The sequence below is a fragment of the Pseudomonas sp. PSE1(2024) genome, assembly GCF_050990555.1.
Lineage (GTDB): Bacteria > Pseudomonadota > Gammaproteobacteria > Pseudomonadales > Pseudomonadaceae > Aquipseudomonas > Aquipseudomonas aphyarum.
Map to the genome: position 1 here is coordinate 5,145,143 of NZ_CP158967.1, position 26,596 is coordinate 5,171,738.

A 26,596-nucleotide genomic window follows, 5' to 3' on the forward strand; every position below is an offset into this window, starting at 1 on the left:
ATTTTTCATATCTGGCCCGCCCTCCACGGCTGCCGGATAATGCCTAACCTTAAGTGACACACGCCCGTTCCTGCCGGCAGAACCATGACCGAACTCGTGCTTACGCTCTTCAGTGCTGCGCTGATCAACAACTTCGTGTTGCACTGGCCGCTGGGCGTCGATCCGCTGCTGGCGGGCGAACGCCGTCAGGTGCATGCGCTGGGGCTGGCAACGTTGTGTCTGATGCTGATTGTCGGTGTGGCGGGTTACGCGATCTGGCATTGGCTGCTGGTGCCGTTGCAACTGGAATTCCTGCGCCTGTTTGTGTTTCTGCCGTTGAGCGTCCTGCTGATCACGCCGTTGCTGAAGTTGCTGGCGCGCTGGCTACCCGCACTGCCGTTCGACGGTTTGTGGCCGCTGTTGCTGGGCAATGCCGGTGTGCTGGGGCTGACGCTGATCAACGCGCAAGCGGACAAAGGCCTGTTTCATGCGATTGCGCTGAGCCTTGGCGCCGGTCTGGGTTTCTGGCTGGTGTTGAGCCTGTTCAGCGATTTGCGTGAGCGCACGGCCGACAACGATATTCCCCTGCCCTTTCGTGGCCTGCCGATCCTGTTGATCGGCGCCGGACTGATGGCCGTGGCTTTTCTCGGATTCAGTGGACTGATCAAAACATGAGTCTGATTCAACGCATCGATGCCCTGCTGCCGCAGACCCAATGCGGCAAGTGCGGCCATCCCGGATGCAAACCCTACGCTGAAGGCATCGCCGACGGCGAGCTGATCAACAAGTGCCCGCCGGGCGGTGACGAAACCATCGCGGCACTGGCCGAACTGTTGAAAATCCCGGTGCTGGAGCTGGACATCAGTCGTGGCTCCGCGCCGCCGCAAGTGGCATTCATCCGCGAAGCCGAATGCATCGGCTGCACCAAATGCATTCAGGCCTGCCCGATCGACGCCATCGTCGGCGCGGCAAAACTGATGCATACGGTCATCATCGACGAATGCACCGGTTGCGATCTGTGCGTGGCGCCCTGCCCGGTCGACTGCATCGAGATGCATCCGCTGCCTTTGGGCACGCTGCCGGTAGTGGGTGGCCTGGCCACCAGCCTTGAAGAACAGCAGGCCCGCGCGGCCAAACGCGATCACGCCCGTCAGCGCTTCGAACGGCGCAATGCTCGCCTGCAACGCGAAGAACAGCAGAAGCAGGCCGAACGCGAAGCCCGGGCGCAGCGTGCAGCACAGCTCGAAGTCGCCACCACCACGCTGGATCCGGTGCAGGCGGCGCTCGAACGGGTGCGCGCACAAAAAGCCGCCACCGCCGATGCCGCGCTGAAAAAAGCCAAGATCGACGTGGCCATGAGCCGGGCGCAATTGAACAAGTCGCTCAAGGCGTTCGGTCATCCGCCGACCTTCGATCAGCAATCGCAGTTGATCGTCCTGCAACAACAGTTCGAAGCGGCCGAACAGGCACTGGCGAAGCTGGAAAGCAGCGCGGCACCTGCGCCGGTCGTAGCCGCACCGGCAAAAGACGCCGATCTGAAACGGGCGAAAATCCAGTTGGCGATGCGCCGCGCCGAGCTGAAAAAGGCGCAAACCGCAGAGGCCCCGCCAGCCGAGATCGCCGCGCTGGAGCAAGCGCTGCGTGACGCCGAACAGGCGCTGCACAGCGCCGAAGCCGCGAGCGATCAACCGGCGCCGGAGCTTGTGCGTGTCGAGAAACGTCCGATCGACGACCAGCTGCGTCAGCTGAAAACCGAACTGGCCTACGCTCGCGCCGACCTGAACAAGCTGCAACGGCGCGACGGCACGCCCGCCGACATCCTCGAAAAGGCCCGCGCCCGCCTGCAAGAAGCAGAGCGGCAGGTACAAGCCCATGTCATCCATTGAAACCAGAGACGAGCGCCTGCAACAGGCAATGAAGCTGGTTTTGCTGGCGACATTGCCGGGATTACTGGCGTTGTTCTGGTTTTATGGTTGGGGCGTGTTGATCAACCTGGTCCTGTCCGTCGTCACGGCCTTGGGCGTTGAAGCCGCCGTGACTCATCTGCGCCGGCAACCGCTGCGGGCCACCTTGACCGATGGCAGCGCGGTGGTCAGCGCCACGCTGCTGGCGATCGCGCTGCCGCCCTATTGCCCGTGGTGGCTGACGGTCACCGCGATCGCCTCGGGCCTGCTGCTGGGCAAACATCTGTACGGTGGTGTGGGCCGAAACCCGTTCAATCCGGCCATGCTCGGCTTCGCGCTGGCCATGGTGATGTTCCCGCAACCGATGACTCATTGGCCGGCCCATGGCCTGGATCTGACGGCAGCTTTTGGCCAGGTGTTCAATCTGGGCGCGCAGCCGGATGCCTGGGTTCAGGCCACCGCGCTGGACAGTCTGCGCATCAATAAAAGCCTGACCATGGACGAACTGTTTGCCGGCAATCCGGCATTCGGTCGTTTTGGCGGGCACGGCGTTGAATGGGTGAACCTGGCGTTTCTCGCCGGCGGGCTGTTCCTGTTGCAGCGTCGGGTATTTGGCTGGCACGCGCCGGTCGGCATGCTCGCCAGCCTGTTCGTGATCAGCCTGCTTTGCTGGAACGGTTCGGGATCGGATTCCCACGGCTCGCCACTGTTTCACCTGCTGAGCGGCGCGACGATGCTAGGGGCGTTTTTCATCGTCACTGAACCGGTGTCGGGGGCAAAAAGCCCGCTCGCCCGCCTGCTGTTCGGCGGCGGCGTGGGCTTGCTGACTTACGTGATTCGCACCTGGGGTGGCTACCCGGACGGCGTGGCGTTTGCGGTGCTGTTGATGAACCTGTGCGTGCCGGCGCTGGAGCGCTTCGCGATGGCCCGTCAGGCGCAGGTGACGCCATGAACCGCACGAGCAGTCTGATCACACTGGTGTTGATTACTGCGTTGGGCATCGGCGTGACGTGGCTGGTGCAACGAAGCAACGCACCTCAGATCGCCGCCGAAAAGCGCCTGCTTGAAAGTCGCAAGCTGCTGGACGTACTGCCGCTCGACGCTTACGACAATCTGCCGCTTGAACAACCTCTGACGCTGACCGACATCAACCTGAGCCACAGTCTGTTGCTGGGCGGTTATCGGGCGAGCAAAAGCGGCCAACCTGTAGCGGTGCTGTTGCGCAGCCAGACCCAAGGTTATGCCGGGAATATCGAGTTGCTGATTGCCATCGACGCCAACGGCCGATTGCTCGGTGTCAAAACCCTCGAGCAAAACGAAACACCTTCGCTGGGTGGACATATCGGCGACTGGCCAAATAGCTGGCTTCAGACCTTTAGCGGAAAATCGAGCAACCAACCGACGGACGCGGGATGGGCCCTGAAGAAGGATCAGGGGCAATTCGACCAGATCGCTGGCGCAACCATTACGTCTCGCGCGGCCATCAACGCCATCCACGATGCTCTGCGTTACTTCGATGAACACCGGACGACCCTGCTCGGGAGCGCGCCATGAATACGTCAGCAACACTATCGAACTCGATGATGCTGGTGCTGTTGATTGGTGCCACCGACTCCGTGGCGGGCGCGCTGGCGACTCTGTTGATGTTTGCGGTTGTCGTGGGCGTTTACGGTTTGTGCATGACACCGCTACGCTCGCGCCTGAGCAGCGAAAGCCTGTTGCCGATCAGCCTGGTACTGGCCGCGACCCTGGCGGGCTGCGCCGATATTGTTCTGCAACGCAGTGCGCTGCAGTGGCATCAACTGATCAGCCTTTATGCCGGGTTGATTGGCTTGCAGTGCGTGGTGCTGGAGCGCAATGGTTTTTTTCGCCAGCCTGTTCGTAAACGGCTGAAACTGTGCGCCCTGTTTGCCGTGCTGATGATTGTGCTCGCAGTGTTGCGTGAGCTGATCGGTCAGGGCAGCATCGGCCATCATCTGTCGGCACACTGGCAAGGTTTGATTCTGTTCAGCGAAGGCCTGCATTTCGCGACGCTGGCTCCCGGCGCCTTCCTATTGCTTGGACTGCTACTGGCCGCCCGTCAGGCCTGGACTCGCCCTGCCGCCCCACCCGAGGAAACGCATCACCCATGAATGCCGCAAAACGTCTGGAGATCTTCCGCAGGCTTCACGAGGACAACCCCGAGCCCAAGACCGAACTGGCCTACTCCTCGCCTTTCGAACTGTTGATTGCGGTGATTCTGTCCGCGCAATCCACGGACGTCGGGGTTAACAAGGCGACGGCGAAGCTGTTCCCGGTGGCGAACACGCCGGCGGCCATTCACGCCTTGGGCGTCGAAGGGTTGTCCGAGTACATCAAGACCATCGGCCTCTATAACAGCAAGGCCAAAAACGTGATCGAGACCTGCCGCCTGCTGGTCGAGTTGCACAACGGCGAAGTCCCGCAGACGCGCGAAGAACTGGAAGCCTTGCCCGGCGTTGGCCGCAAGACCGCCAACGTCGTTCTCAACACCGCGTTCCGCCAATTGACCATGGCCGTGGACACCCACATCTTCCGGGTCAGCAACCGCACCGGCATTGCACCGGGTAAAAATGTGGTCGAGGTGGAAAAGAAGCTGATGAAGTTTGTGCCAAAAGAATACCTGCTCGATTCGCACCACTGGCTCATTCTTCACGGACGCTACGTGTGCCTGGCACGCAAACCCCGTTGTGGCAGCTGTCGGATCGAAGATCTGTGCGACTACAAGCACAAAACTTCTGACGATTGAGCGGCTATTGGTTTTATTGATTTATCGATTGAAAAAATCTTTTTTACCATCTGCTGGAATATCGATATAAGGAGCGCCAAAGGCAGTCTTAGCCTGGAGTTGACCTTATGAGCACCAGCAAAGAGCAATTGGAAGCGGATGACGACTTTATCGCCACGGAGGCCGATGATGCCGAACCTGTGGTTGAAGTCGCCAAGACCAACTTGAGCAAGCGCCGAACCATCGACAACCTGCTTGAGGAGCGCCGACTGCAGAAGCAATTGGCCGATTACGATTTTGATCTCTGACATTTGAAAGCCTCCCGAAACGGAGGCTTTTCTCTTTCTGTCACACGCTGATTTCGATCCGCCCATGATCCGTCAGCCACTACAAACCTCAAACCAGGCCGTTTCGCTGCGCCAGTTCGATCAGATCCACCAGCGAGCGCGCGTTGAGCTTCAATAACAACCGGGTCTTGTAAGTGCTCACGGTCTTGTTGCTGAGAAACATCCCGTCGGCAATTTCCTTGTTGGTCTTGCCGCGCGCCAATTGCTGCAACACCATCATTTCACGCCCGGACAGACGATCAACCATGTCTGCTTCGCTGGCGTTACCAAGACTGGTCCGCACAGTGTGCAACGCCTGGTTCGGGAAGTAGCTGTATCCGGACAGTACCGCCTTGATTGCACTCAGCAACTCCGTCAGATCCTGTTGCTTGCAAACATATCCCGCCGCCCCCGATTGCATGCAGCGCATGGAAAAATGTCCCGGTGACTGGGATGTCAGCACGAGCACTTTCAACGGCATCGCACTTGTCGTAAGACGCGCAATGACTTCCAGTCCATCCAGTTTCGGTATGCCGATATCCAGAATGACGATATCCGGCATCTGGTCACGAGCCAGTTGTAACGCATCCACGCCATTATCGGTTTCTGCAATGACTTCGTAGCCATGACGTTCCATCAGCATACGTACCGCAAGACGAATGACGGGGTGATCATCCACGATCAGCACTTTATTCATGGGCAAGTCCAGTTTCGCTGTTCGAATTTTTAGAACCGGCACAATAACGTAGTCATTTCACCCATGGCATGGATAAGTTCCTCTAGACCAGCACCGAGAGACGCCTCCTACAGGCAATAAAGATTATTCCTACAGAAAAGACTCACTTACAGAAAATCATGAATTCACATCAGGAAGTTCGGCGTCTGCCACGCCCTCCTTCAGAGCCTTCACGACAGACTGAAAAAACTCCGAAACAAAGATCAACGACCAGACATTAAAAACAACTGAAACAACTTACATATATCGCACTTCCGAAATTTAATATAAACACCAGACACCGACAGCCCTGTTTACCCGACAACTTAAACACGACCAATCAATCCAACCCAGACGACGAGAAAGACCATTCATGAGTAAAGACCATGCTAAAAATCAACAGGAAGATCCCCAACCCCATCACCGTTATTGCCATCTTCGCCTTTATATCGGAGACTTCCGCTGCGGTCTCCCTGCCCTTCCTCGACAATGATGAGCGGGAGATCTATATCTGGTTTCTGATCAGCTTTCCGTTCTATCTCTTGTTTTTGTTCTTCATCACACTAAACTTCAATTACCGCTCTCTCTATGCGCCTTCCGACTTCGACAATGACAAAAACTTTCTCAAGGCTTTCGAAGAGGAAAACATACCTGCCACCGAGGTAATCCCTGCGTCATCGAATATCGAACCGAACACTATAAAATTGCCAAAACCGGTAAACCGGATGTATATCATCGACATTCGAAAGACACATACCGAACCGGAAATAGAGGAGCTATTGGAAAAAGTCCTACATCCAAACAAGCATTCGCCGAGATTATTCCTGTTCTTAACCGATTCAGTGTCAGATATTTTACTCAAAGAACACATCGACACCTTGAGCAAACAAGACAAACATGGCCAAAGAGCAACGTTCTGTATTATTTACGACACTCATTCGTTGAACACATGCGTATTGGGAAAGATTTGAAAGAGAATAAAATGCGGAACAAGAGCCCCATGCAATGCACGATGCGCAGTTGAAGGAGACAGGAGCGTTGACCGATAACGATCAATCCAAAGGAGGGAAAATCAAAAAAAACGGCCTTGTCACTACGACAAGGCCGTTTTTTCACATCAGGCCCGAAGGACTCAGAACAGCTTGCGGCCCTTGTTGGCAGCAATGCGCATGCGCAGCGCGTTGAGCTTGATGAAGCCTGCCGCGTCGGCCTGGTTGTAGGCGCCGCCGTCTTCTTCGAAGGTCGCGATGTTGGCGTCGAACAGCGAATCGTCGGACTTGCGGCCGGTCACGATCACGTTGCCCTTGTACAGCTTCAGGCGCACGACGCCGTTCACGTTGACCTGGGAGGCGTCGATCATCTGTTGCAGCATCAGACGCTCAGGGCTCCACCAGTAACCGGTGTAGATCAGGCTGGCGTACTTCGGCATCAGCTCGTCTTTGAGGTGAGCGACTTCGCGGTCCAGGGTAATCGATTCGATGGCGCGGTGAGCGCGCAGCATGATGGTGCCGCCCGGGGTTTCGTAGCAGCCACGGGATTTCATGCCGACGTAACGGTTCTCGACGATGTCCAGACGGCCGATGCCGTGCTCGCCACCGATCTTGTTCAGCGTCGCCAGCACGGTGGCTGGGGTCATTTCAACGCCGTCCAGCGCGACGATGTCGCCGTTGCGGTAGGTCAGTTCCAGGTACTGCGGGGTGTCGGGAGCCTTCTCCGGGGAGACGGTCCAGCGCCACATGTCTTCTTCGTGCTCGGTCCAGGTGTCTTCCAGCACGCCGCCTTCATAGGAGATGTGCAGCAGGTTGGCGTCCATCGAGTACGGGGATTTCTTCTTGCCGTGACGCTCGATCGGGATCGCGTGCTTCTCGGCGTAGTCCATCAGTTTCTCGCGGGACAGCAGGTCCCACTCGCGCCAAGGGGCGATCACTTTCACGCCTGGCTTGAGCGCGTAGGCACCCAGTTCGAAACGGACCTGGTCGTTGCCCTTGCCGGTCGCGCCGTGGGAAATGGCGTCGGCGCCGGTTTCGTTGGCGATTTCGATCAGACGCTTGGCGATCAGCGGACGCGCGATGGAAGTACCCAGCAGGTACTCGCCTTCGTAAACGGTGTTGGCGCGGAACATCGGGAACACGAAGTCACGCACGAATTCTTCGCGCAGGTCGTCGATGTAGATTTCTTTGACGCCCATGGCCTGCGCCTTGGCGCGAGCCGGCTCGACTTCTTCGCCCTGACCCAGGTCAGCGGTGAAGGTCACGACTTCACAGTTATAAGTATCCTGCAGCCACTTGAGGATCACCGAAGTGTCCAGGCCGCCGGAATACGCCAGAACGACCTTGTTTACGTCCGCCATGCCATCACTCCACGGGGTTCTACGGAAAGCCGAGGAGTCTACCGCTCAAACGCGATAATTTACAGAGGCGCGACAGCTTAAGACGACAAAGCGACAGAATCTGTCGAGAGGGCGACGATGACCGGCAGGTCAGGAAGTCGCCGCAGTGTTGGCAGGCGTGCTGGCCTGAGGTGCCGGAGCAGTCGTCGGTGCCACCCGCGCCAGGTGCACGTTGACCCGACGGTTCTTGGCCCGATTGGCGGCATTGGTGTTCGGCACCAACGGATAACGTTCGCCATGGAAGCGCACGGTGATCTGCGATTCCTGGATGCCGTTGGCCTTGAAGAAGTCGACCACGGCCAGTGCGCGGCGACGCGACAGTTCGCGATTGGTCAGGCGATTGCCGCTGTTGTCGGAGTGGCCGTCGAGCTCGATGTGATTGACCGTCGGATCGGCCTTCATGTACTCGAGCATCACTTGCAGCTTGGCCTTGGCGGCGGCGTCCAGTTCGATGCCCTCGCCGGGGAAGCCGATCTGCGATTGTTTGACCTGATCGAAATTCTGCGGGAGCAGTTTCGCCACGCAGGTCTGATAGTCGTTGAACGCCTTGCTGAACTTGACCGGCAACAGGCGCACTTCCGACACCCGACCATCGCCCGATGCCCGGCGTACCACCGGGCTGCGACCGTCCATCAGCCCGCTGATCAGTTGCCCGGCCTGGGACTGAGAACTGTTGAACAGCACGTTGCCGCTGCCCAGTCGAACCGTGCCCAGATTGATGTCGCCACGTCCTGGCTGCCACGGTGCAGCCGCTGCCAGCAAGGTTGCCGAACCGCCACCGAGCATGGCGTTGTAGGCGTTCAGGCGAAAGGTCGCCTGCTCGCCGGCCTTGCGCACGAATTGCCCCGAGCCGAAGTCGGTGATCGGCTGCGTCAGACGGCACTCGAACTTGTCGCCCTCGACCGTCCACTCAATGTTCTCCAGACGGGTCTGGTAGGTCAGTGCCATCGCGGGAAGGCTGGCAAACACACTGAGCAAGGCTAAATATCGCTGGCGCACGGGAGGCTCCATTGGCTTCTACAACAAAAAAGACCGAGACATACATCTTTACGGCATACCTATGGGATATCGGACGCTCATCGCAAAACTTGATAGCGAGTGCCTGCAAGAGTCTTTTCCGGTAGCATTCGCCTCAGTTTGACCCGCCTGGAATCCCCTCATGTCCGACCGCCTGACCCTGCTGCGTCCCGACGACTGGCACATTCATCTTCGCGATGGTGCCGTGTTGACCAATACCGTTGCGGATGTCGCGCGCACCTTTGGTCGCGCCATCATCATGCCCAACCTGGTACCTCCGGTGCGCAACGCCGCTGAAGCCGACGGCTATCGCCAGCGGATTCTCGCTGCCCGCCCGGCCGGCAGTCGTTTCGAGCCGCTGATGGTGCTGTACCTCACCGACCGCACCCAGCCCGAAGAAATCCGTGAGGCCAAGGCCAGCGGTTTCGTGCACGCCGCCAAGCTGTACCCGGCCGGCGCCACCACCAACTCCGATTCCGGGGTCACCAGCATCGACAAGATTTTCCCGGCGCTGGAAGCCATGGCCGAAGTCGGCATGCCGCTGTTGATCCACGGTGAAGTCACCCGTGGCGATGTCGACGTGTTCGACCGCGAAAAAATCTTCATCGACGAGCACATGCGCCGCGTGGTCGAGCGTTTCCCGACGCTGAAAGTGGTGTTCGAACACATCACCACCGGCGATGCCGTGCAGTTCGTCAACGAGGCTTCGGCCAACGTCGGCGCGACCATCACCGCGCATCACCTGCTCTACAACCGCAACCACATGCTGGTGGGCGGGATCCGGCCGCACTTCTACTGCCTGCCGATCCTCAAGCGCAACACGCACCAGGAAGCCCTGCTCGACGCCGCCACCAGTGGCAGCGCGAAGTTCTTCCTCGGTACCGACTCGGCGCCGCACGCCCAGCACGCCAAGGAAGCCGCCTGCGGCTGTGCCGGCTGCTACACCGCGTACGCCGCCATCGAGTTGTATGCCGAAGCCTTTGAACAGCGCAATGCGCTGGACAAGCTCGAAGCCTTCGCCAGCCTCAATGGCCCGCGTTTCTACGGCCTGCCGGCGAACACCGATCGCATCACCCTGGTTCGTGACGAATGGACCGCCCCGACCAGCCTGCCTTTCGGCGAGCTGACCGTTATCCCGCTGCGCGCCGGTGAAAAACTGCGCTGGCGCCTGCTGGAGGAACACGCGTGAGTGAAGACCATTTCGACGACGAACTGGACGGTCAAGGTGGCGGCGGTTCGCGCCATCCAATGGCAGCACGCTTTCGCGGCTACCTGCCGGTTGTCGTCGACGTAGAAACCGGTGGCTTCAACTCGGCCACCGACGCTCTGCTGGAGATTGCCGCGACCACCATCGCCATGGATGAAAAGGGTTTTGTCTACCCGGATCACACTTACTTCTTCCGCGTCGAGCCGTTCGAAGGCGCCAACGTTGAAGCGGCGGCACTGGAGTTCACCGGGATCAAGCTCGATCACCCGTTGCGCATGGCCGTCAGCGAAGAGACGGCCCTGACCGACATCTTCCGTGGCGTGCGCAAGGCCTTGAAGGCCAACGGCTGCAAGCGGGCGATCCTGGTCGGCCACAACAGCAGCTTCGACCTGGGCTTCCTCAATGCTGCCGTCGCGCGGCTGGACATGAAGCGCAATCCGTTCCACCCGTTCTCCAGCTTCGACACCGCGACCCTCGCCGGTCTGGCGTACGGCCAGACCGTATTGGCCAAGGCCTGTCAGGCAGCCGACATTGATTTCGACGGCCGTGAAGCGCATTCGGCGCGTTACGACACCGAGAAGACGGCCGAGCTGTTCTGCGGCATCGTCAACCGCTGGAAACAGATGGGCGGCTGGGAAGACTTCGACGACTGATCCTCGTCGGGTTTCTTCCAAGCATGAAAAAACCGGCCACGTGGGCCGGTTTTTTTGTACCTCGACGTTGCGCCTTACAGGGCAGCAGCGTTCTCGGTCAGGTAAGCCGCAACGCCTTCTGGCGAAGCGTTCATGCCTTTGTCGCCTTTTTTCCAGTTGGCAGGGCAGACTTCGCCGTGCTCTTCGTGGAATTGCAGAGCGTCGACCAGACGGATCAGCTCTTCCATGTTACGGCCCAGCGGCAGGTCGTTGACGATCTGCGAGCGGACAACGCCTTTGTCGTCGATCAGGAACGCGCCACGGAAAGCCACGCCGCCTTCGGACTCAACGTCGTAGGCCTTGGCGATGTCGTGCTTCATGTCGGCAGCCATGGTGTATTTCACCTGACCGATGCCGCCATTGTTGACCGGGGTGTTGCGCCAGGCGTTGTGGGTGAAGTGCGAGTCGATCGACACGGCGATCACTTCTACGTTGCGTGCCTTGAAGTCGGCCATGCGGTTGTCCAGAGCGATCAGCTCGGACGGGCAGACGAAGGTGAAGTCCAGCGGGTAGAAGAACACCAGGCCGTATTTGCCTTTGATGGCCGAGGACAGGGTGAAGCTGTCAACGATCTCGCCATTGCCGAGTACGGCCGGGACGGTGAAGTCAGGGGCTTGTTTGCCTACGAGTACGCTCATTGATATCTCCTGGTGTAGAAACTTGAAGTTCAGGGTTCGGGCCAGCCTGCCACCCTCAGGCGACAGCCCTGTGACACGAACCCTCTTCGCAAGGGCCGACCATCATACACTGCGTTTTTCGACTGTCCTTAAAGGTTTTTCGCGAAATCCCGGCTGGCATCCGGCCATGCACCACCGTTCGTCAGTCACAGGCGTTGGCGATGAAAACCACTGGGAAAGCACTTTGACAATCATTCTCGTTAACATTAAGATCCATCGCAATTGAGTCACAACCAGCGACGGTTCTCACTTATGTATGTTTGCCTCTGCACTGGCGTCACCGACGGACAGATCCGCGAAGCGATCTATGAAGGTTGCTGCAGCTATAAAGAAGTTCGTCAGGCCACCGGCGTAGCCAGCCAATGCGGCAAATGTGCGTGCCTGGCGAAGGAAGTGGTTCGCGAAACCCTGACCAAGCTGCAAACCGCCCAGGCTGCGATCCCCTACCCGGCAGAATTTACCGCCGCGTAATTATCCCGAATTCGAAGAACCGGACTTATGTCCGGTTTTTTTATGCCTGAAAATCAACTGCTTAGCGTCTAGACGCGGAACACAAACATTCTTATTCCGATTAATTTTCATTTATTATTCAATAACTTAGGTTTGACACTTATAAATACCAAGCTCAAACTCTGCCTTATATACCGCTACTTAGGGCAGGACTCCCATCATGAAAGGCGACGTAACAGTCATCCAGCATCTCAACAAGATCCTTGCCAATGAGCTGGTCGCGATCAATCAGTACTTCCTGCATGCGCGCATGTATGAAGATTGGGGCCTGAACAAGCTCGGCAAGCACGAGTACAAAGAATCCATCGACGAGATGAAGCACGCGGACAAGCTGATCAAGCGCATCCTGTTCCTCGAAGGCCTGCCGAACGTGCAGGATCTGGGCAAGCTGCACATCGGCGAGCACACCAAGGAAATGCTGGAGTGCGACCTGCGTATCGAGAAGACCGGCCACGCCGATCTGAAGGCCGCCATCGCCCACTGCGAATCCGTCGGTGACTTCGGCAGCCGCGAACTTCTCGAAGACATCCTTGAATCCGAGGAAGAACATATCGACTGGCTGGAAACCCAACTGGGCCTGATCGATAAAGTCGGTCTTGAGAACTATCTGCAATCGCAGATGGGCGAAGACGAGTAATTAGCCAGCGCTAAACTCGAGACACTAAAAAGCCCCGCCCTCTTTCGAGAGGCGGGGCTTTTTATTGCCCGGACTTCAGACTCGCCGAAATCCGTGCAGAAGCCAATCAGGCTTCGGACTTGGCCGCAGCAGCCTTGGCGGATGCTTCCTTGACCAGAGTCTGCAGCTCACCGTTGGCGAACATTTCAGCCATGATGTCGCTGCCGCCGACCAGTTCACCGCCGACCCACAGTTGCGGGAAAGTCGGCCAGTTGGCGTACTTCGGCAGGTTGGCGCGGATTTCCGGGTTCTGCAGGATGTCGACGTAGGCGAACTTCTCGCCACAGCCCATCACGGCCTGCGCAGCTTTCGCGGAGAAGCCACACTGCGGGGCATTCGGCGAGCCTTTCATGTAAAGCAGAATGGTGTTGTTGGCAATCTGCTCTTTAATCGTTTCGATGATATCCATGGAGCACCTCGGCTGAACTTTCCGACTCATGGGTCGGCACGGTGGCGCATTGTAACGGAATCCCGAGCGCCCTGCTCGGTCTCCCCGACAGACTTGCTCACGCCGCCGCCACCGTCACCGGCACGCCATTGAGCGCCGCGTTGCCTGACAACTCGTCGAGCTGGCATTCATCGGTCAGGTCATTGGCGCTGGAACCCGGCTGACCGCTGGCAATCGCCATCTGCACGCCCGGTCGGGCATGGCCCCATCCATGCGGCAGGCTGACCACGCCCTTCATCATGTCCGCGCTGCCCAGCACTTCGACCTCGATCTGCCCCACCCGCGAACTCACTCGCACAAGCTGACCATCACTGAGCCCGCGACTGGCGAGATCGTCCGGGTTCATCAACAGCTGATGACGCGGCTTGCCCTTCACCAGTCGATGGTAATTGTGCATCCACGAATTGTTGCTGCGCACATGACGGCGGCCGATCATCAACAGCTCATCGGCGGCGGGCGCCTGCAACGCGGCGAAGCGCGCAAGGTCGGCCAGGATTTCCGGCGGCGCTGCCTGAACTCGTTGATTGGCGCTCTTCAATCGAGATGTCAGGTTGGGTTTGAGCGCTCCCAGATCAACACCGTGCGGATGATCGAACAGCGTCGCAAGCGACAATTTTTGCTCGGATGCATCGCCATACAAGCCCATGCGCAACCCCATGTCGATCATCTTCGCCGGCGGCATCGTCGGTTTCAGCTCCTTGCCGGTCTTCGCGGCAAAGGCCTTGGCCAGGCCGACGAAGATTTCCCAGTCGTGCAGCGCCCCTTCGGGTTTGGCGAGGATCGCCCGGTTGAACCGGGTGACGTTGCGCACCGCGAACAGATTGAAGGTGGTGTCGTAGTGATCGTTCTCCAGCGCCGAGGTCGACGGCAGGATCAGGTCGGCATAGCGTGTGGTTTCGTTGATGTACAGATCGACGCTGACCATGAACTCCAGCCCGTCCAGCGCCTGCTCCAGTTGCCGGCCATTGGGCGTGGACAGGACCGGATTGCCGGCCACGGTAATCAGCGCGCGAATCTGCCCCTCGCCTTCGGTGAGCATTTCTTCAGCCAGCGCCGAGACCGGTAATTCGCCGCCGTATTCCGGACGCCCGGACACGCGGCTCTGCCATTTATTGAAGTGCCCGCCCGAAGTCGAGGCCACAAGATCCACCGCCGGCTCGGTGCACAATGCACCGCCGACGCGGTCCAGGTTGCCGGTCACCAGATTGATCAACTGCACAACCCAATGGCACAGCGTGCCGAAGGCCTGAGTGGAAACGCCCATCCGGCCGTAGCAAACGGCGCTTGGCGCGGCGGCGAAGTCCCGGGCCAGTTGGCGGATCTGTGCGGCAGGAACCGCGCACAACGGGCTCATGGCCTCGGCGGTGAACCCCGCCACCGCCGCGCGCACGTCGTCCAGACCGTCCACCGGCAAATGACTGTCAGACGTCAGCCCTTCGCTGAACAGCGTGTTGAGCACACCAAACAACAACGCCGCATCGCCGCCGGGGCGCACGAACAAATGCTGGTCGGCCATCGCCGCCGTCTCGCTGCGCCGCGGATCGACCACCACCACTTTGCCGCCCCGGGCCTGGATCGCCTTCAGACGCTTCTCCACATCCGGCACAGTCATGATGCTGCCGTTGGACGCCAGCGGATTACCGCCCAGGATCAACATGAAGTCGGTGTGATCGATGTCCGGAATCGGCAGCAGCAGGCCGTGGCCGTACATCAGGTAGCTGGTCAGGTGATGGGGCAGTTGATCGACCGACGTCGCCGAATAGCGGTTGCGGGTTTTCAACAGGCCAAGGAAGTAATTGCTGTGGGTCATCAGCCCGTAGTTATGCACGCTGGGGTTGCCCTGATACACGGCGACCGCGTTCTGCCCATGACGCTCCTGAATCGCCGAGAGTTTTTCGGCGACCAGTTCGAACGCTTCTTCCCACTCGATGGGCAGCCATTCGCTGCCGACCCGGCGCATCGGCTGGCGCAGGCGATCCGGATCATTCTGGATGTCTTGCAGCGCCACGGCCTTGGGGCAGATGTGGCCACGACTGAACGTGTCCAGGGCGTCGCCCTTGATCGAGGTGATCTGCACCTGGCCGTCGGTTTCGGTGGTTTCGATGGTCAAGCCGCAGATGGCTTCACACAGGTGGCAGGCACGGTGATGGAGAGTCTTGGTCATGGCCAGTCTCTGTCTTGTTCTGGGCAGGCAATCACGCCTGCGGGAACAAAACTATGGCCCGCGACCCGGTGCAGCGCCAGCGACGTTCGTCTTGTGAATCGGCGGCCATCAGGCCCGCCGATAGACGCGTCAGTTCGCCGGAAGCTGAGGCGGTGCGGCCAGCTGGATTTCCTGGATGGTCTCGATCTGCTCGTGGGCGACGTGGACGCCGGTGAGTTCGCCGATCAGTCGCCAATGCTCGTCGAGTCCGGCGCTGATGGTCGCCATGCGGTCGATCATCTGCCGGCTGGCGGCCTTGACCACGTCGTCATCGCTGCGCAGCAGTTCGAAGGACATCGAGGTCATCGAGGCGGTGAGGTGGGTCAATGAGCGTGCCGTGTGGCCCAGCAGTTCCATTAACAGTTTTTCTTTCGATTCCATGCGGAGGCTTCCTGCGTCGCTCGTGATTTATTTATAACCCAGCACTTTGCTTTAGCAAATGTTTCAACCTGCGCATCCGACCAAGCGAACCGGTGGCTCAACGGTCGCAAACCGACCAGAGCCGTGCCATCCCCGCCGCGCCTGATTGCCAAGGCCGGTGGGGCCAGTGTACAAATGCCTCGTTGCCCCCTCGAAAACTGACCGGAAATCACAGTGTTCGCACTGTTATCACCCCGGCGCATTTCTGCAAAAACCGTAGCCTATTGGAAAAACGCGACATTTAGTGTCAATATCGCGCCTTCCCCTATTTCGTCGCCCCCGTGCGGCTTACGCCGCAGGTCTCGCCCGTTGTTCCGATAAACAAGGCTTTGAGCATCTGCGGTTTGTAGCAAAAAGGTAGTCAATGATGAGCGCAAGGCACTTTCTCTCCCTGATGGATTGCACGCCCGAAGAGCTGGTCAGCGTGATCCGTCGAGGCGTTGAGCTCAAGGACCTGCGTAACCGCGGCGTACTGTTCGAGCCTCTGAAAAACCGCGTCCTGGGGATGATCTTCGAGAAATCCTCGACCCGTACCCGGATCTCCTTCGAGGCCGGCATGATCCAGCTCGGCGGCCAGGCAATCTTCCTGTCGCCGCGCGACACCCAACTGGGCCGCGGCGAGCCGATCGGCGACTGCGCCATCGTCATGTCGAGCATGCTCGACGCAGTGATGATCCGTACCTTTGCCCACAGCACCCTGACCGAATTCGCCGCCAACTCCCGCGTGCCGGTGATCAACGGCCTGTCCGATGACCTGCACCCGTGTCAGTTGCTGGCCGACATGCAGACCTTCCTCGAACACCGCGGCTCGATCCAGGGCAAGACCGTGGCCTGGATCGGCGACGGCAACAACATGTGCAACAGCTATATAGAAGCGGCGATCCAGTTCGACTTCCAGTTGCGCGTGGCCTGCCCCGAAGGCTACGAACCAAACCCTGAGTTCGTGGCCAAGGCCGGTGACCGCGTGACCATCGTCCGTGACCCGAAAGACGCCGTGCGTGGCGCGCACCTGGTCAGCACCGATGTCTGGACCTCCATGGGCCAGGAAGAGGAGACCGCCAAGCGCCTCAAGCTGTTCGCGCCGTACCAGGTCACCCGTGCCCTGCTCGACCTCGCGGCCGAGGACGTGTTATTCCTGCACTGTCTGCCCGCCCACCGCGGCGAAGAAATCAGCCTCGACCTGCTTGATGACCCGCGCTCCGTCGCCTGGGATCAGGCAGAAAACCGTCTCCACGCACAGAAGGCCCTGCTCGAGTTCCTCGTTGAACCGGCATATCACCACGCATGAGCCATGAATTACTGCTGAACCTGCGCAACCTCGCTTGCGGCTATCAAGATCAACGTGTGGTGCAGAACCTCAACCTGCACCTCAACGCCGGCGACATCGGTTGCCTGCTCGGCTCCTCGGGCTGCGGCAAGACCACCACCCTGCGTGCGATTGCCGGTTTCGAACCGGTGCACGAAGGGGAAATTTCTCTCGGCGGTGAAGTGATCTCCAGCGCCGGCTTCACCCTCGCCCCGGAAAAACGCCGGATCGGCATGGTGTTCCAGGACTACGCGCTGTTCCCGCACCTGAGTGTCGCGGACAACATCGCCTTCGGCATCCGCAAGCACCCGAACAAGGAGCGCGTCACCGAAGAGCTGCTGGAGCTGGTCAACCTGAAGAACCTCGGCAAGCGCTTCCCACACGAGTTGTCCGGTGGCCAGCAACAACGTGTCGCCCTCGCCCGCGCCCTGGCGCCGGAGCCGCAACTGCTGCTGCTCGACGAGCCGTTCTCCAACCTCGATGGCGAGTTGCGTCGCAAGCTCAGCCACGAAGTGCGCGACATCCTCAAGGCCCGTGGCACCAGTGCGATTCTGGTGACTCACGACCAGGAAGAAGCCTTCGCCGTGAGCGATCACGTCGGCGTGTTCAAGGAAGGCCGGCTGGAGCAGTGGGATACGCCGTACAACCTCTATCACGAGCCGGCGACGCCGTTTGTGGCCAGCTTCATCGGTCAGGGTTACTTCATTCGCGGTCAGCTCGGCAGCCCGGAATCGGTGCAGACCGAACTCGGTGAACTGCGCGGCAATCGCGCCTACACCTGGCCGATCGGTGGCGCGGTGGATGTGCTGCTGCGTCCGGACGACATCGTTTACGCGCCGGACAGTGGATTGAAAGCACGGATCGTCGGCAAGACTTTCCTCGGCGCCTCGACCCTGTATCGCCTGCAACTGCCGACCGGCGCACAGCTGGAATCGATCTTCCCGAGCCATGCCGACCATCAAGTGGGTGCGGATGTCGGGATTCGTGTGGCGGCGGAACATCTGGTGCTGTTCCAGGCCTCCGGCAGCACTGCAGCGCAGATTCCGGCGGTGGAAAACGGCGTTCGCCGTTACAGCACCGCGCACTGATCTGCACACAAACAATGAGGGAGCCTGATGGCTCCCTTATTTTTTGGCTTCAACCCAGCATCAATGTGCCGCTGGCCACCAGCGTCGCATTCCCGCCGATCTTCACCCGCTCGCCTTCCAGCCGACAGAACAGTTCACCACCCCGCGCCGAACGCTGGCATGCAGTGAGGCTGGATTTGCCCAGACGTTTCGACCAGTACGGAATCAGGCTGCAATGGGTCGAGCCGGTCACCGGGTCTTCATTGATGCCGATGGCCGGGGCGAAATAGCGCGAGACAAAATCATGCTGATTGCCCCGGGCGGTGACGATCGCACCCAGCCAAGGCAGCTTGGCGAGGGCGACCATGTCCGGCTGGCAATCAAGCACCGCCTGCTCGGACTCCAGCACTACAAACAGCTCGTTGGAACTCAGGACGTCCACCGCCTGAACATTCAGTGCCCGCTCGATCTCCACGGTGACGCCTTTCTCCACCGCTTCGATGGCGGGGAAATCCAGCCACAACCTGTCGCCTTCGCGACTGACGCTCAACGGCCCGGACTTGCAGGTGAAGTCCAGACGCTCGGCACTTTCCTTATAGATCTCGAACAGCACATAGGCGCTGGCCAGGGTCGCGTGACCGCACAGCGGCACCTCGGTGGTCGGCGTGAACCAGCGGATGTGCCACGCCAGCCCTTCGCGCACCAGAAACGCGGTTTCCGCCAGATTGTGCTCGGCGGCGATCTTTTGCATCAGCTCATCCGCGAGCCACGCGTCGAGCCGATAGACCATTGCCGGATTGCCACTGAACGGCCGATCACTGAACGCGTCGACCTGATGAAACTCGAGCTGCATAACCTTCTCCCTGTGTCAGTCGAACGAGCATGCAGCGCCGGCCGGATCAGCGCCAGTGACAGTACCGGCCAATTTTCTTCATACAGACGTCAAGGGCGACCAATGTCGGCAAATTTCGCCTGGGTGTGCTCTGCCAAAACCGCCGGTGCCAGCTCCACTTCCAGCCCGCGCCGACCGGCGCTGACATAAATGGTCGCAAAAGGCTGGGCCGAGTTGTCGATGAAGGTACGCAGGCGTTTTTTCTGCCCCAGCGGGCTGATGCCTCCCAGCAGGTAACCGGTGGACCGTTGCGCGGCGGCCGGGTCGGCCATTTCGACTTTTTTCACGCCGGCGGCGTGGGCAAGCCCCTTGAGGTCGAGACTTCCGACGACCGGCACCACCGCCACCAGCAACTCACCCTTCTCACTGGCCGCCAGCAGCGTCTTGAACACCTGCGCCGGATCGAGCCCCAGTTTTTCCGCGGCCTCCAGGCCATACGACGCCGCCTTCGGGTCGTGTTCGTAACTGTGCACGCGATGTTCGGCACGAACTTTTTTCAACAAGTCCAACGCAGGGGTCATGGCAGCTCCGGGTTCGGCAGTGGCAAAAAAACCTGCGGCGGATTTTAGGTCATCGCAGTGTAAAAGGCTCTACCACGCGCCACGTTTCCCGGGGTTTGCAGGCCGATGACGTTCCTGCACAACGGGTGACCCGCAGGATCATTCACGTGACTGATAGTTTATTTGTGACTGACGGTTCACTTTCGACCTTTGACAGGTTTGTTTCTTGTCTATATTTTTTCGAATCTGAATAATGTAAGAATTATCGTCATCGCAGCACCCAGCAGTAAACCGGGAACAGGATGGGGATCCTGCCTCGGCGAAAATCGCGCCTTGCCCTGTCGGCAACGCGCCAGACAACAACAAAAACCGAGGTTTTCAATGACAACTGCGTTACAGCAACCTTCGCTCTCGAGCCAGTGCCTGGCCGAGTTTCTGGGTACTGCACTCCTGATCTTTTTCGGTACGGGTTGTGTCGCCGCGCTCAAGGTCGCGGGCGCCAGCTTCGGTCTGTGGGAAATCAGCATCATCTGGGGCGTCGGCGTGAGCATGGCGATCTACCTCACCGCCGGCGTTTCCGGCGCGCACCTCAACCCTGCCGTCAGTATTGCCCTGAGCATTTTCGCCGACTTCGAAAAGCGCAAACTGCCGTTCTACATTCTGGCCCAGGTCGCCGGCGCCTTCTGCGGCGCACTGTTAGTTTACACGCTGTACAGCAACCTGTTCTTCGATTTCGAACAAACTCACCATATGGTTCGTGGCACTGAAGCCAGCCTCGAACTGGCATCGGTGTTCTCCACCTTCCCGAACCCTGCGCTGTCGACTGCCCAGGCGTTCCTGGTCGAGGTGATCATCACCGCGATCCTGATGGGCGTGATCATGTCCCTGACCGACGACAACAACGGCCTGCCGAAAGGCCCGCTGGCGCCGCTGCTGATCGGTCTGCTGATTGCCGTTATCGGCAGTTCGATGGGCCCGCTGACCGGTTTCGCGATGAACCCGGCCCGGGACTTCGGTCCGAAACTGATGACATTCTTCGCGGGCTGGGGTGAAATTTCCTTCACCGGCGCACGTGAAATCCCGTACTTCCTGATTCCGATTTTTGCACCGATTGTCGGTGCCTGCCTCGGCGCTGCCGGGTATCGCGGGCTGATTGCCCGTCACCTGACCGGCGCCACACCTGCTACAAAGGATGCAGAACCGACCATTGACGGCAAACCAAGAACTTCTTGAAACAGTCGGCGCGGGCTCCTGCCCTTATAGAGCCCGCGCCACGGCCCACTCTCCCTTATTTCGTCCAAGGCAATCGACATGACCGACATTCAGAATAAGAACTACATCATTGCCCTCGATCAGGGTACGACCAGCTCCCGCGCGATCATTTTCGACCGCGACGCGAACGTGGTCTGCACCGCACAACGTGAATTCGCCCAGCATTACCCGCAAGCCGGTTGGGTCGAACACGACCCGATGGAAATCTTCGCCACCCAGAGCGCGGTGATGGTCGAAGCGCTGGCCCAGGCCGGTCTGCATCACGATCAGGTCGCCGCCATCGGCATCACCAACCAGCGTGAAACCACCGTGGTCTGGGACAAGACCACCGGCCGCCCGGTGTACAACGCGATCGTCTGGCAATGCCGCCGCAGCACCGAGATCTGCCAGCAGCTCAAGCGCGACGGTCATGAAGACTACATCCGCGACACCACAGGTCTGGTCACCGACCCGTACTTCTCCGGCACCAAACTGAAGTGGATCCTCGACAACGTCGAAGGCAGCCGTGAACGCGCGCGCAACGGCGAACTGCTGTTCGGCACTGTCGACAGCTGGCTGATCTGGAAATTCACCGGTGGCAAGGTGCACGTCACCGACTACACCAACGCCTCGCGCACCATGCTCTTCAACATCCACACGCTTGAGTGGGACGCGAAGATGCTGGAGATCCTCGACATCCCGCGCGAGATGCTGCCGGAAGTCAAAGCCTCTTCGGAAATCTACGGCCGCACCAAAAGCGGCATCGCCATCGGCGGTATCGCCGGTGACCAGCAAGCTGCACTGTTCGGCCAGATGTGCGTCGAGCCGGGCCAGGCGAAAAACACTTACGGCACCGGCTGTTTCCTGCTGATGAACACCGGCGACAAAGCGGTGAAATCCCAACACGGCATGCTCACCACCATCGCTTGCGGCCCACGCGGCGAAGTGGCTTACGCCCTGGAAGGCGCAGTGTTCAACGGCGGTTCGACCGTGCAGTGGCTGCGCGATGAACTGAAGATCGTCAACGATGCCCATGACACCGAATACTTCGCCAATAAAGTGAAGGACAGCAACGGCGTCTATCTGGTGCCAGCCTTCACCGGCCTCGGTGCGCCTTATTGGGACCCGTATGCCCGTGGCGCCCTGTTCGGCCTGACCCGTGGCGTGCGTGTGGATCACATCATCCGCGCGGCGCTGGAATCGATCGCCTACCAGACCCGCGACGTCCTCGATGCCATGCAACAGGACTCCGGCGAACGCCTCAAGGCCCTGCGCGTAGATGGCGGTGCGGTGGCGAACAACTTCCTCATGCAGTTCCAGGCCGACATCCTCGGCACCCAGGTCGAGCGTCCGAAAATGCGCGAAACCACGGCGCTCGGTGCAGCGTATCTGGCCGGCCTGGCGTGCGGTTTCTGGGGCAGCCTGGAAGAACTGCGCGGCAAGGCCGTGATCGAGCGCGAGTTCGAACCGAGCCTCGACGAAGCAGCAAAAGAGAAGCTCTATAAAGGCTGGAAAAAAGCCGTCAGCCGCACCCGCGACTGGGAACGTGAAGACGCTGAATAAGCCAAGCTGAGTACTCGTAACCTGTTGGTCCAAACAGCGTGAAAGCGTAGCGAGCGAAGGCAAGACAAGGCAAAAACAGGCGAGGACGCGGAGTTTACGGGTTTGTAAATGAGCAGTCCGAGCCTGTTTTTAACGCAGGATTGCCGAGCGCAGTAGCTTTCACGTTGTTTGGAAACTGGTAGGGAGCGGATTCCTGCGTCATCATGGGCAAATTTTGCACGGCAGCCCAAAGGAAGCCCCATGAATCTGCCTCCCCGTCAGCAGCAAATCCTCGAGCTGGTCCGCGAACGCGGCTATGTGAGCATCGAGGAAATGGCCACGCTGTTCGTTGTTACCCCGCAAACCATCCGCCGCGATATCAATCAACTGGCGGAAGCCAATCTGCTGCGTCGCTACCACGGCGGCGCCGCCTATGATTCCAGCGTCGAAAACACCGCCTACGCGATGCGCGCCGATCAGATGCGCGATGAAAAGCAACGCATCGGTGAAGCCATCGCCGCACAGATTCCCGATCACGCCTCGCTGTTCATCAACATCGGCACAACGACCGAATCGATTGCCCGCGCCCTGCTCAATCACAGCCACCTGAAGATCATCACCAACAACCTGCACGTCGCTTCGATGCTCAGTGCCAAAGATGATTTCGATGTGCTGCTGACCGGCGGCAATGTGCGTCGCGACGGCGGCGTGGTGGGTCAGGCGAGCGTGGACTTCATCAACCAGTTCAAGGTCGACTTTGCACTGGTGGGCATCAGCGGCATCGATGAAGACGGCAGCCTGCTCGACTTCGATTACCAGGAAGTCCGGGTGTCCCAGGCGATCATCGCCAATGCCCGGCAGGTGATCCTGGCGGCGGACTCCAGCAAGTTCGGCCGTAACGCGATGATCCGCCTCGGCCCGATCAGCCTGATCGATTGCCTGGTGACCGATCAGCAACCGGTGCCGGCCCTGGCGCAACTGCTGAGTCAGCACAAGATTCGTCTGGAAGTCGTTTAACCCTCCTCCCGCATAAGGCGCCCGCACCGGCGCCTTATGCGCATCTGATGTTCGAATATTTTCCTTTCTCGGTCCTTCGATGAGTTTTTTCAATCGAAGTCGACTGGCTGTGCGCGTCTTTATGGGCTACCATTTTCGCAAATGAACATTCATGTTCGATTTCCAAGACAGAAAATCAAAAGAGCCCGAGGCCAGCCGATGTCCACATCTACCTTGCGTACGCCCCCTACCTCCGAGATCTACGACATCGCCGTCATCGGCGGCGGGATCAATGGCGTGGGGATCGCAGCGGATGCCGCCGGTCGCGGTCTTTCGGTGTTCCTTTGCGAAAAGGACGACCTGGCCAGCCACACCTCGTCGGCCAGCAGCAAGCTGATCCACGGTGGCCTGCGCTACCTCGAACATTACGAATTCCGTCTGGTGCGCGAAGCCCTGGCCGAACGCGAAGTGCTGCTGGCCAAGGCCCCGCACATCGTCAAACCAATGCGCTTCGTGCTGCCGCACCGTCCGCACCTGCGTCCGGCGTGGATGATCCGTGCAGGCCTGTTCCTTTATGACCACCTCGGCAAGCGCGAAAAACTCGCAGGCTCGAAAAGCCTGAAGTTCGGCGCCGACAGCGCACTGAAAAGCGAAATCAGCAAAGGCTTCGAATACTCCGATTGCTGGGTCGACGACGCCCGCCTCGTGGTTCTGAACGCCATGGCCGCCCGTGAAAAAGGCGCGCACATCCACACCCAGACCCGTTGTGTCAGCGCCCGCCGCGCCAAGGGCTTGTGGCACCTGAACCTGGAACGCGCCGACGGCAGCCTGTTTTCGATCACCGCCAAAGCGCTGGTGAACGCCGCTGGCCCGTGGGTTGCCAAGTTCATTCGTGACGACCTGAAGATGGAATCGCCGTACGGCATCCGTCTGATCCAGGGCAGCCACATCATCGTGCCGAAGCTGTACGAAGGCGATCACGCGCACATCCTGCAAAACGAAGATCAGCGCATCGTTTTCACCATTCCGTACCTGAACAACCTGACCCTGATCGGCACCACCGACCGCGAGTACACCGGCGATCCGGCCAAAGTGGCGATCACCGACGGCGAAACCGATTACCTGCTGAAAGTGGTCAACGCCCACTTCAAGAAGCAGATCAGCCGTGATGACATCCTGCACACCTACTCGGGCGTGCGTCCGCTGTGCAACGACGAATCCGACAACCCTTCGGCCGTGACCCGCGACTACACCCTGGCGCTGTCCGGCAGCACCGAAGAAGCGCCGCTGCTGTCGGTGTTCGGCGGCAAGCTGACCACCTACCGCAAGCTCGCCGAGTCGGCGATGGCGCAGCTGATGCCGCACTTCACCCAGATGCGCCCGAGCTGGACGGCCACCGCCACCCTGCCCGGCGGCGAGGACATGACCACGCCGCAAGCCTTGAGCGCGCTGATCCGCGACAAGTTCGACTGGGTACCGACCGAAATCGCCCGCCGCTGGGCCACCACCTACGGCAGCCGCACCTGGCGCATGCTCGAAGGCGTCGACACTCTGGCCGACATGGGCGAACACATCGGTGGCGGGCTCTACACCCGTGAAGTCGATTACCTGTGCACCGAAGAATGGGCCACCACCGCGCATGACATCCTGTGGCGTCGCAGCAAACTGGGCCTGTTCACCACGCCGGCCGAGCAAGAGCGACTGGCGGCGTACCTGAACAAGGTCGAGCTGAACCGCAGCAAGATCGAAGCGGCCTGATTCGTTCGTCGCTGAACAAAAAGCCCCTGAATCGCAAGATTCAGGGGCTTTTTGCATTCAGGCTGAAACAAGGCGCAATGAGGACGTTCGGTTTTCCGAACGCGACCTGACGGTCAATTCGGTTAACCGGATCAGATTCACGGAAAAACACCATCACAAAACTTTAATAACGTTATAAATCAATGAATTAACCTGTACTGACTGGTCTGGCACGACTCATGCTCTACACTCCTTCGACGAATGCCTGTTGCGCCAACACAACAGGAGCCGTCAGGCATTCGAAGTACAAAGGGCCCGCTCAACCGGCTCCATAAAAAAAACAATGTCGAGGAAAATTTGATGCGCATCGTTCCCCATATCCTGGGCGCAGCCATTGCTGCCGCTCTGATCAGCACACCAGTTTTCGCTGCCGAACTCACCGGCACCCTTAAGAAGATCGAAGAGTCCGGCGTCATCACCCTGGGCCACCGTGACGCTTCCATTCCTTTCTCCTACATCGCTGACGCTTCCGGCAAGCCGGTCGGCTACTCCCACGATATCCAGCTGGCCATCGTCGAAGCGATCAAGAAAGACCTGGACCTGCCAAACCTGCAGGTCAAATACAACCTCGTGACTTCGCAAACCCGTATCCCGCTGGTGCAGAACGGCACCGTGGACGTCGAGTGCGGCTCCACCACCAACAACGTCGAGCGTCAGCAACAGGTCGACTTCTCCGTCGGCATCTTCGAAATCGGTACCCGTCTGCTGTCCAAGGCTGACTCCAAGTACAAGGATTTCGACGATCTGAAAGGCAAGAACGTCGTGACCACCGCCGGCACCACTTCCGAGCGCATCCTCAAGGCGATGAACGCCGACAAGCAGATGGGCATGAACGTGATCTCCGCCAAGGACCACGGTGAATCCTTCCAGATGCTGGAATCGGGTCGTGCCGTTGCGTTCATGATGGACGACGCCCTGCTGGCCGGCGAAGCCGCCAAAGCCAAGAAAGCCTCTGACTGGGCCGTGACCGGCACTCCGCAGTCGTACGAAATCTATGGCTGCATGATGCGCAAAGGCGACGAGCCGTTCAAAAAGGCTGTCGACGACGCCATCAAGGCGACCTACGCCTCGGGTGAGATCAACAAGATCTACGAAAAATGGTTCATGCAGCCGATTCCGCCAAAAGGCCTGAACCTGAACTTCCCGATGAGCGACGAGCTCAAGGCCCTGATCGCCAATCCGACCGACAAAGCGGCTGACGACAAGAAATCCTGATTTCTGACTAACCTTATCCCCTGAGGAGGCGCCTGCCTTTTCAGGGGATGGTCACTCCCTGCTGGCATTTTCTGGAAACACTCGAACCGGTGGCTGTCGAGCCGATCGCGTGTGCCTGATT

Annotated in this window: 28 protein-coding genes; 19 read left to right on the top strand and 9 right to left on the bottom strand. The window is 59.4% G+C overall.

Annotated elements, in window-relative coordinates:
• The first annotated feature begins 84 nt into the window (after positions 1 to 84).
• The 7 genes from ABTV87_RS23330 (at position 85) to ABTV87_RS23360 (ending at position 4,937) form a co-directional block, all read left to right on the top strand.
• Positions 85 to 654, top strand: coding sequence for an electron transport complex protein RnfA (locus tag ABTV87_RS23330; RefSeq protein ID WP_375747812.1), 570 nt, complete (start codon positions 85 to 87; stop codon positions 652 to 654).
• Positions 651 to 1,865, top strand: coding sequence for an electron transport complex subunit RsxB (gene rsxB / locus ABTV87_RS23335; RefSeq protein ID WP_433898437.1), 1,215 nt, complete (start codon positions 651 to 653; stop codon positions 1,863 to 1,865). The genes ABTV87_RS23330 and rsxB overlap by 4 nt, the downstream gene beginning before the upstream one ends.
• On the top strand, positions 1,852 to 2,835 hold the full coding sequence (locus ABTV87_RS23340; protein ID WP_433898438.1) for an RnfABCDGE type electron transport complex subunit D: 984 nt from the start codon (positions 1,852 to 1,854) through the stop codon (positions 2,833 to 2,835). The genes rsxB and ABTV87_RS23340 overlap by 14 nt, the downstream gene beginning before the upstream one ends.
• Entirely contained in the window at positions 2,832 to 3,437 is a 606-nt protein-coding gene (locus tag ABTV87_RS23345) for an RnfABCDGE type electron transport complex subunit G (protein WP_433898439.1), read from the top strand. Before ABTV87_RS23340 ends, ABTV87_RS23345 begins: the two co-directional genes overlap by 4 nt.
• Positions 3,434 to 4,015 (top strand): Rnf-Nqr domain containing protein, encoded by a 582-nt coding sequence (locus tag ABTV87_RS23350; protein WP_433898440.1) that lies wholly within the window; start codon positions 3,434 to 3,436, stop codon positions 4,013 to 4,015. The genes ABTV87_RS23345 and ABTV87_RS23350 overlap by 4 nt, the downstream gene beginning before the upstream one ends.
• Positions 4,012 to 4,650 carry an endonuclease III gene (gene nth, locus ABTV87_RS23355; RefSeq protein ID WP_007953205.1) on the top strand — a complete coding sequence of 213 codons (639 nt, stop codon included), beginning with the start codon at positions 4,012 to 4,014 and terminating at the stop codon, positions 4,648 to 4,650. Before ABTV87_RS23350 ends, nth begins: the two co-directional genes overlap by 4 nt.
• A 107-nt stretch (positions 4,651 to 4,757) precedes the next feature.
• The gene (locus tag ABTV87_RS23360) at positions 4,758 to 4,937 is read left to right on the top strand and encodes a PA3496 family putative envelope integrity protein (protein WP_007953204.1); all 180 of its coding nucleotides are present in this window, start codon (positions 4,758 to 4,760) and stop codon (positions 4,935 to 4,937) included.
• An 88-nt stretch (positions 4,938 to 5,025) separates the two neighbouring features.
• Here the strand turns inward: ABTV87_RS23360 and ABTV87_RS23365 are convergent, their stop codons facing one another.
• Positions 5,026 to 5,652, bottom strand: coding sequence for a response regulator transcription factor (locus ABTV87_RS23365; RefSeq protein WP_007953203.1), 627 nt, complete (start codon positions 5,650 to 5,652; stop codon positions 5,026 to 5,028).
• A 404-nt stretch (positions 5,653 to 6,056) separates the two neighbouring features.
• Here ABTV87_RS23365 and ABTV87_RS23370 point away from each other — a divergent pair, with 404 nt between their 5' ends.
• Complete coding sequence (locus ABTV87_RS23370; RefSeq protein WP_085606750.1) at positions 6,057 to 6,641, top strand: hypothetical protein; 585 nt, start codon at positions 6,057 to 6,059, stop codon at positions 6,639 to 6,641.
• Between the two features lie 161 nt (positions 6,642 to 6,802).
• Here the strand turns inward: ABTV87_RS23370 and ABTV87_RS23375 are convergent, their stop codons facing one another.
• Together ABTV87_RS23375 and ABTV87_RS23380 are read right to left on the bottom strand one after the other, a co-directional pair.
• Positions 6,803 to 8,020 carry an argininosuccinate synthase gene (locus ABTV87_RS23375; protein ID WP_007953201.1) on the bottom strand — a complete coding sequence of 406 codons (1,218 nt, stop codon included), beginning with the start codon at positions 8,018 to 8,020 and terminating at the stop codon, positions 6,803 to 6,805.
• Positions 8,021 to 8,149: 129 nt separating this feature from the next.
• The gene (locus ABTV87_RS23380) at positions 8,150 to 9,058 is read right to left on the bottom strand and encodes a flagellar protein MotY (protein WP_007953200.1); all 909 of its coding nucleotides are present in this window, start codon (positions 9,056 to 9,058) and stop codon (positions 8,150 to 8,152) included.
• 160 nt (positions 9,059 to 9,218) lie between these two features.
• On the opposite strand from ABTV87_RS23380, the gene pyrC reads away from it, so the two are divergent.
• Together pyrC and rnt are read left to right on the top strand one after the other, a co-directional pair.
• Positions 9,219 to 10,265, top strand: a complete 1,047-nt coding sequence (gene pyrC, locus ABTV87_RS23385; RefSeq protein WP_039765844.1) for a dihydroorotase — start codon at positions 9,219 to 9,221, stop codon at positions 10,263 to 10,265.
• Positions 10,262 to 10,936: a ribonuclease T gene (gene rnt / locus ABTV87_RS23390; RefSeq protein WP_007953196.1), complete on the top strand. Its 675-nt coding sequence runs from the start codon at positions 10,262 to 10,264 to the stop codon at positions 10,934 to 10,936. Before pyrC ends, rnt begins: the two co-directional genes overlap by 4 nt.
• Positions 10,937 to 11,010: 74 nt before the next feature.
• On the opposite strand, the gene ABTV87_RS23395 is transcribed toward rnt, so the two are convergent.
• Positions 11,011 to 11,613, bottom strand: a complete 603-nt coding sequence (locus ABTV87_RS23395) for a peroxiredoxin (protein WP_007953195.1) — start codon at positions 11,611 to 11,613, stop codon at positions 11,011 to 11,013.
• Between the two features lie 291 nt (positions 11,614 to 11,904).
• On the opposite strand from ABTV87_RS23395, the gene ABTV87_RS23400 reads away from it, so the two are divergent.
• Positions 11,905 to 12,123 (top strand): bacterioferritin-associated ferredoxin, encoded by a 219-nt coding sequence (locus ABTV87_RS23400; protein WP_007953193.1) that lies wholly within the window; start codon positions 11,905 to 11,907, stop codon positions 12,121 to 12,123.
• A 199-nt stretch (positions 12,124 to 12,322) separates the two neighbouring features.
• Positions 12,323 to 12,799 (top strand): bacterioferritin, encoded by a 477-nt coding sequence (gene bfr, locus ABTV87_RS23405; RefSeq protein ID WP_085606754.1) that lies wholly within the window; start codon positions 12,323 to 12,325, stop codon positions 12,797 to 12,799.
• A gap of 106 nt (positions 12,800 to 12,905) precedes the next feature.
• On the opposite strand, the gene grxD is transcribed toward bfr, so the two are convergent.
• The 3 genes from grxD to ABTV87_RS23420 form a co-directional block, all read right to left on the bottom strand.
• Complete coding sequence (grxD, locus tag ABTV87_RS23410; RefSeq protein WP_003227729.1) at positions 12,906 to 13,247, bottom strand: Grx4 family monothiol glutaredoxin; 342 nt, start codon at positions 13,245 to 13,247, stop codon at positions 12,906 to 12,908.
• Between the two features lie 97 nt (positions 13,248 to 13,344).
• A complete protein-coding gene (locus tag ABTV87_RS23415) occupies positions 13,345 to 15,450 on the bottom strand; it encodes a molybdopterin oxidoreductase family protein (RefSeq protein WP_085606756.1) in 2,106 nt (701 codons plus the stop codon).
• A 129-nt stretch (positions 15,451 to 15,579) separates the two neighbouring features.
• Positions 15,580 to 15,870, bottom strand: coding sequence for a hypothetical protein (locus tag ABTV87_RS23420; protein WP_007953190.1), 291 nt, complete (start codon positions 15,868 to 15,870; stop codon positions 15,580 to 15,582).
• A 406-nt stretch (positions 15,871 to 16,276) separates the two neighbouring features.
• Between ABTV87_RS23420 and argF the strand changes: the two genes are divergently transcribed.
• Both argF and ABTV87_RS23430 read left to right on the top strand, forming a co-directional pair.
• Positions 16,277 to 17,197, top strand: a complete 921-nt coding sequence (gene argF / locus ABTV87_RS23425) for an ornithine carbamoyltransferase (RefSeq protein WP_045121707.1) — start codon at positions 16,277 to 16,279, stop codon at positions 17,195 to 17,197.
• Entirely contained in the window at positions 17,194 to 18,303 is a 1,110-nt protein-coding gene (locus ABTV87_RS23430; RefSeq protein WP_179693896.1) for an ABC transporter ATP-binding protein, read from the top strand. Before argF ends, ABTV87_RS23430 begins: the two co-directional genes overlap by 4 nt.
• 49 nt (positions 18,304 to 18,352) lie before the next feature.
• Here ABTV87_RS23430 and ABTV87_RS23435 read toward each other — a convergent pair whose 3' ends face one another.
• A complete protein-coding gene (locus tag ABTV87_RS23435; RefSeq protein ID WP_433898441.1) occupies positions 18,353 to 19,135 on the bottom strand; it encodes a PhzF family phenazine biosynthesis protein in 783 nt (260 codons plus the stop codon).
• Between the two features lie 89 nt (positions 19,136 to 19,224).
• Entirely contained in the window at positions 19,225 to 19,695 is a 471-nt protein-coding gene (ybaK, locus tag ABTV87_RS23440; RefSeq protein WP_007953184.1) for a Cys-tRNA(Pro) deacylase, read from the bottom strand.
• Between the two features lie 360 nt (positions 19,696 to 20,055).
• On the opposite strand from ybaK, the gene ABTV87_RS23445 reads away from it, so the two are divergent.
• The 5 genes from ABTV87_RS23445 (at position 20,056) to ABTV87_RS23465 (ending at position 26,475) form a co-directional block, all read left to right on the top strand.
• Positions 20,056 to 20,907, top strand: coding sequence for an MIP/aquaporin family protein (locus tag ABTV87_RS23445; RefSeq protein ID WP_433898442.1), 852 nt, complete (start codon positions 20,056 to 20,058; stop codon positions 20,905 to 20,907).
• 78 nt (positions 20,908 to 20,985) lie between these two features.
• Entirely contained in the window at positions 20,986 to 22,488 is a 1,503-nt protein-coding gene (glpK, locus tag ABTV87_RS23450; RefSeq protein ID WP_039765827.1) for a glycerol kinase GlpK, read from the top strand.
• A 240-nt stretch (positions 22,489 to 22,728) separates the two neighbouring features.
• Positions 22,729 to 23,484: a DeoR/GlpR family transcriptional regulator gene (locus tag ABTV87_RS23455; RefSeq protein ID WP_007953179.1), complete on the top strand. Its 756-nt coding sequence runs from the start codon at positions 22,729 to 22,731 to the stop codon at positions 23,482 to 23,484.
• Between the two features lie 198 nt (positions 23,485 to 23,682).
• Entirely contained in the window at positions 23,683 to 25,221 is a 1,539-nt protein-coding gene (glpD, locus tag ABTV87_RS23460) for a glycerol-3-phosphate dehydrogenase (protein WP_433898443.1), read from the top strand.
• A gap of 339 nt (positions 25,222 to 25,560) precedes the next feature.
• Positions 25,561 to 26,475 (top strand): glutamate/aspartate ABC transporter substrate-binding protein, encoded by a 915-nt coding sequence (locus ABTV87_RS23465; RefSeq protein WP_433898444.1) that lies wholly within the window; start codon positions 25,561 to 25,563, stop codon positions 26,473 to 26,475.
• Positions 26,476 to 26,596: the final 121 nt, after the last annotated feature.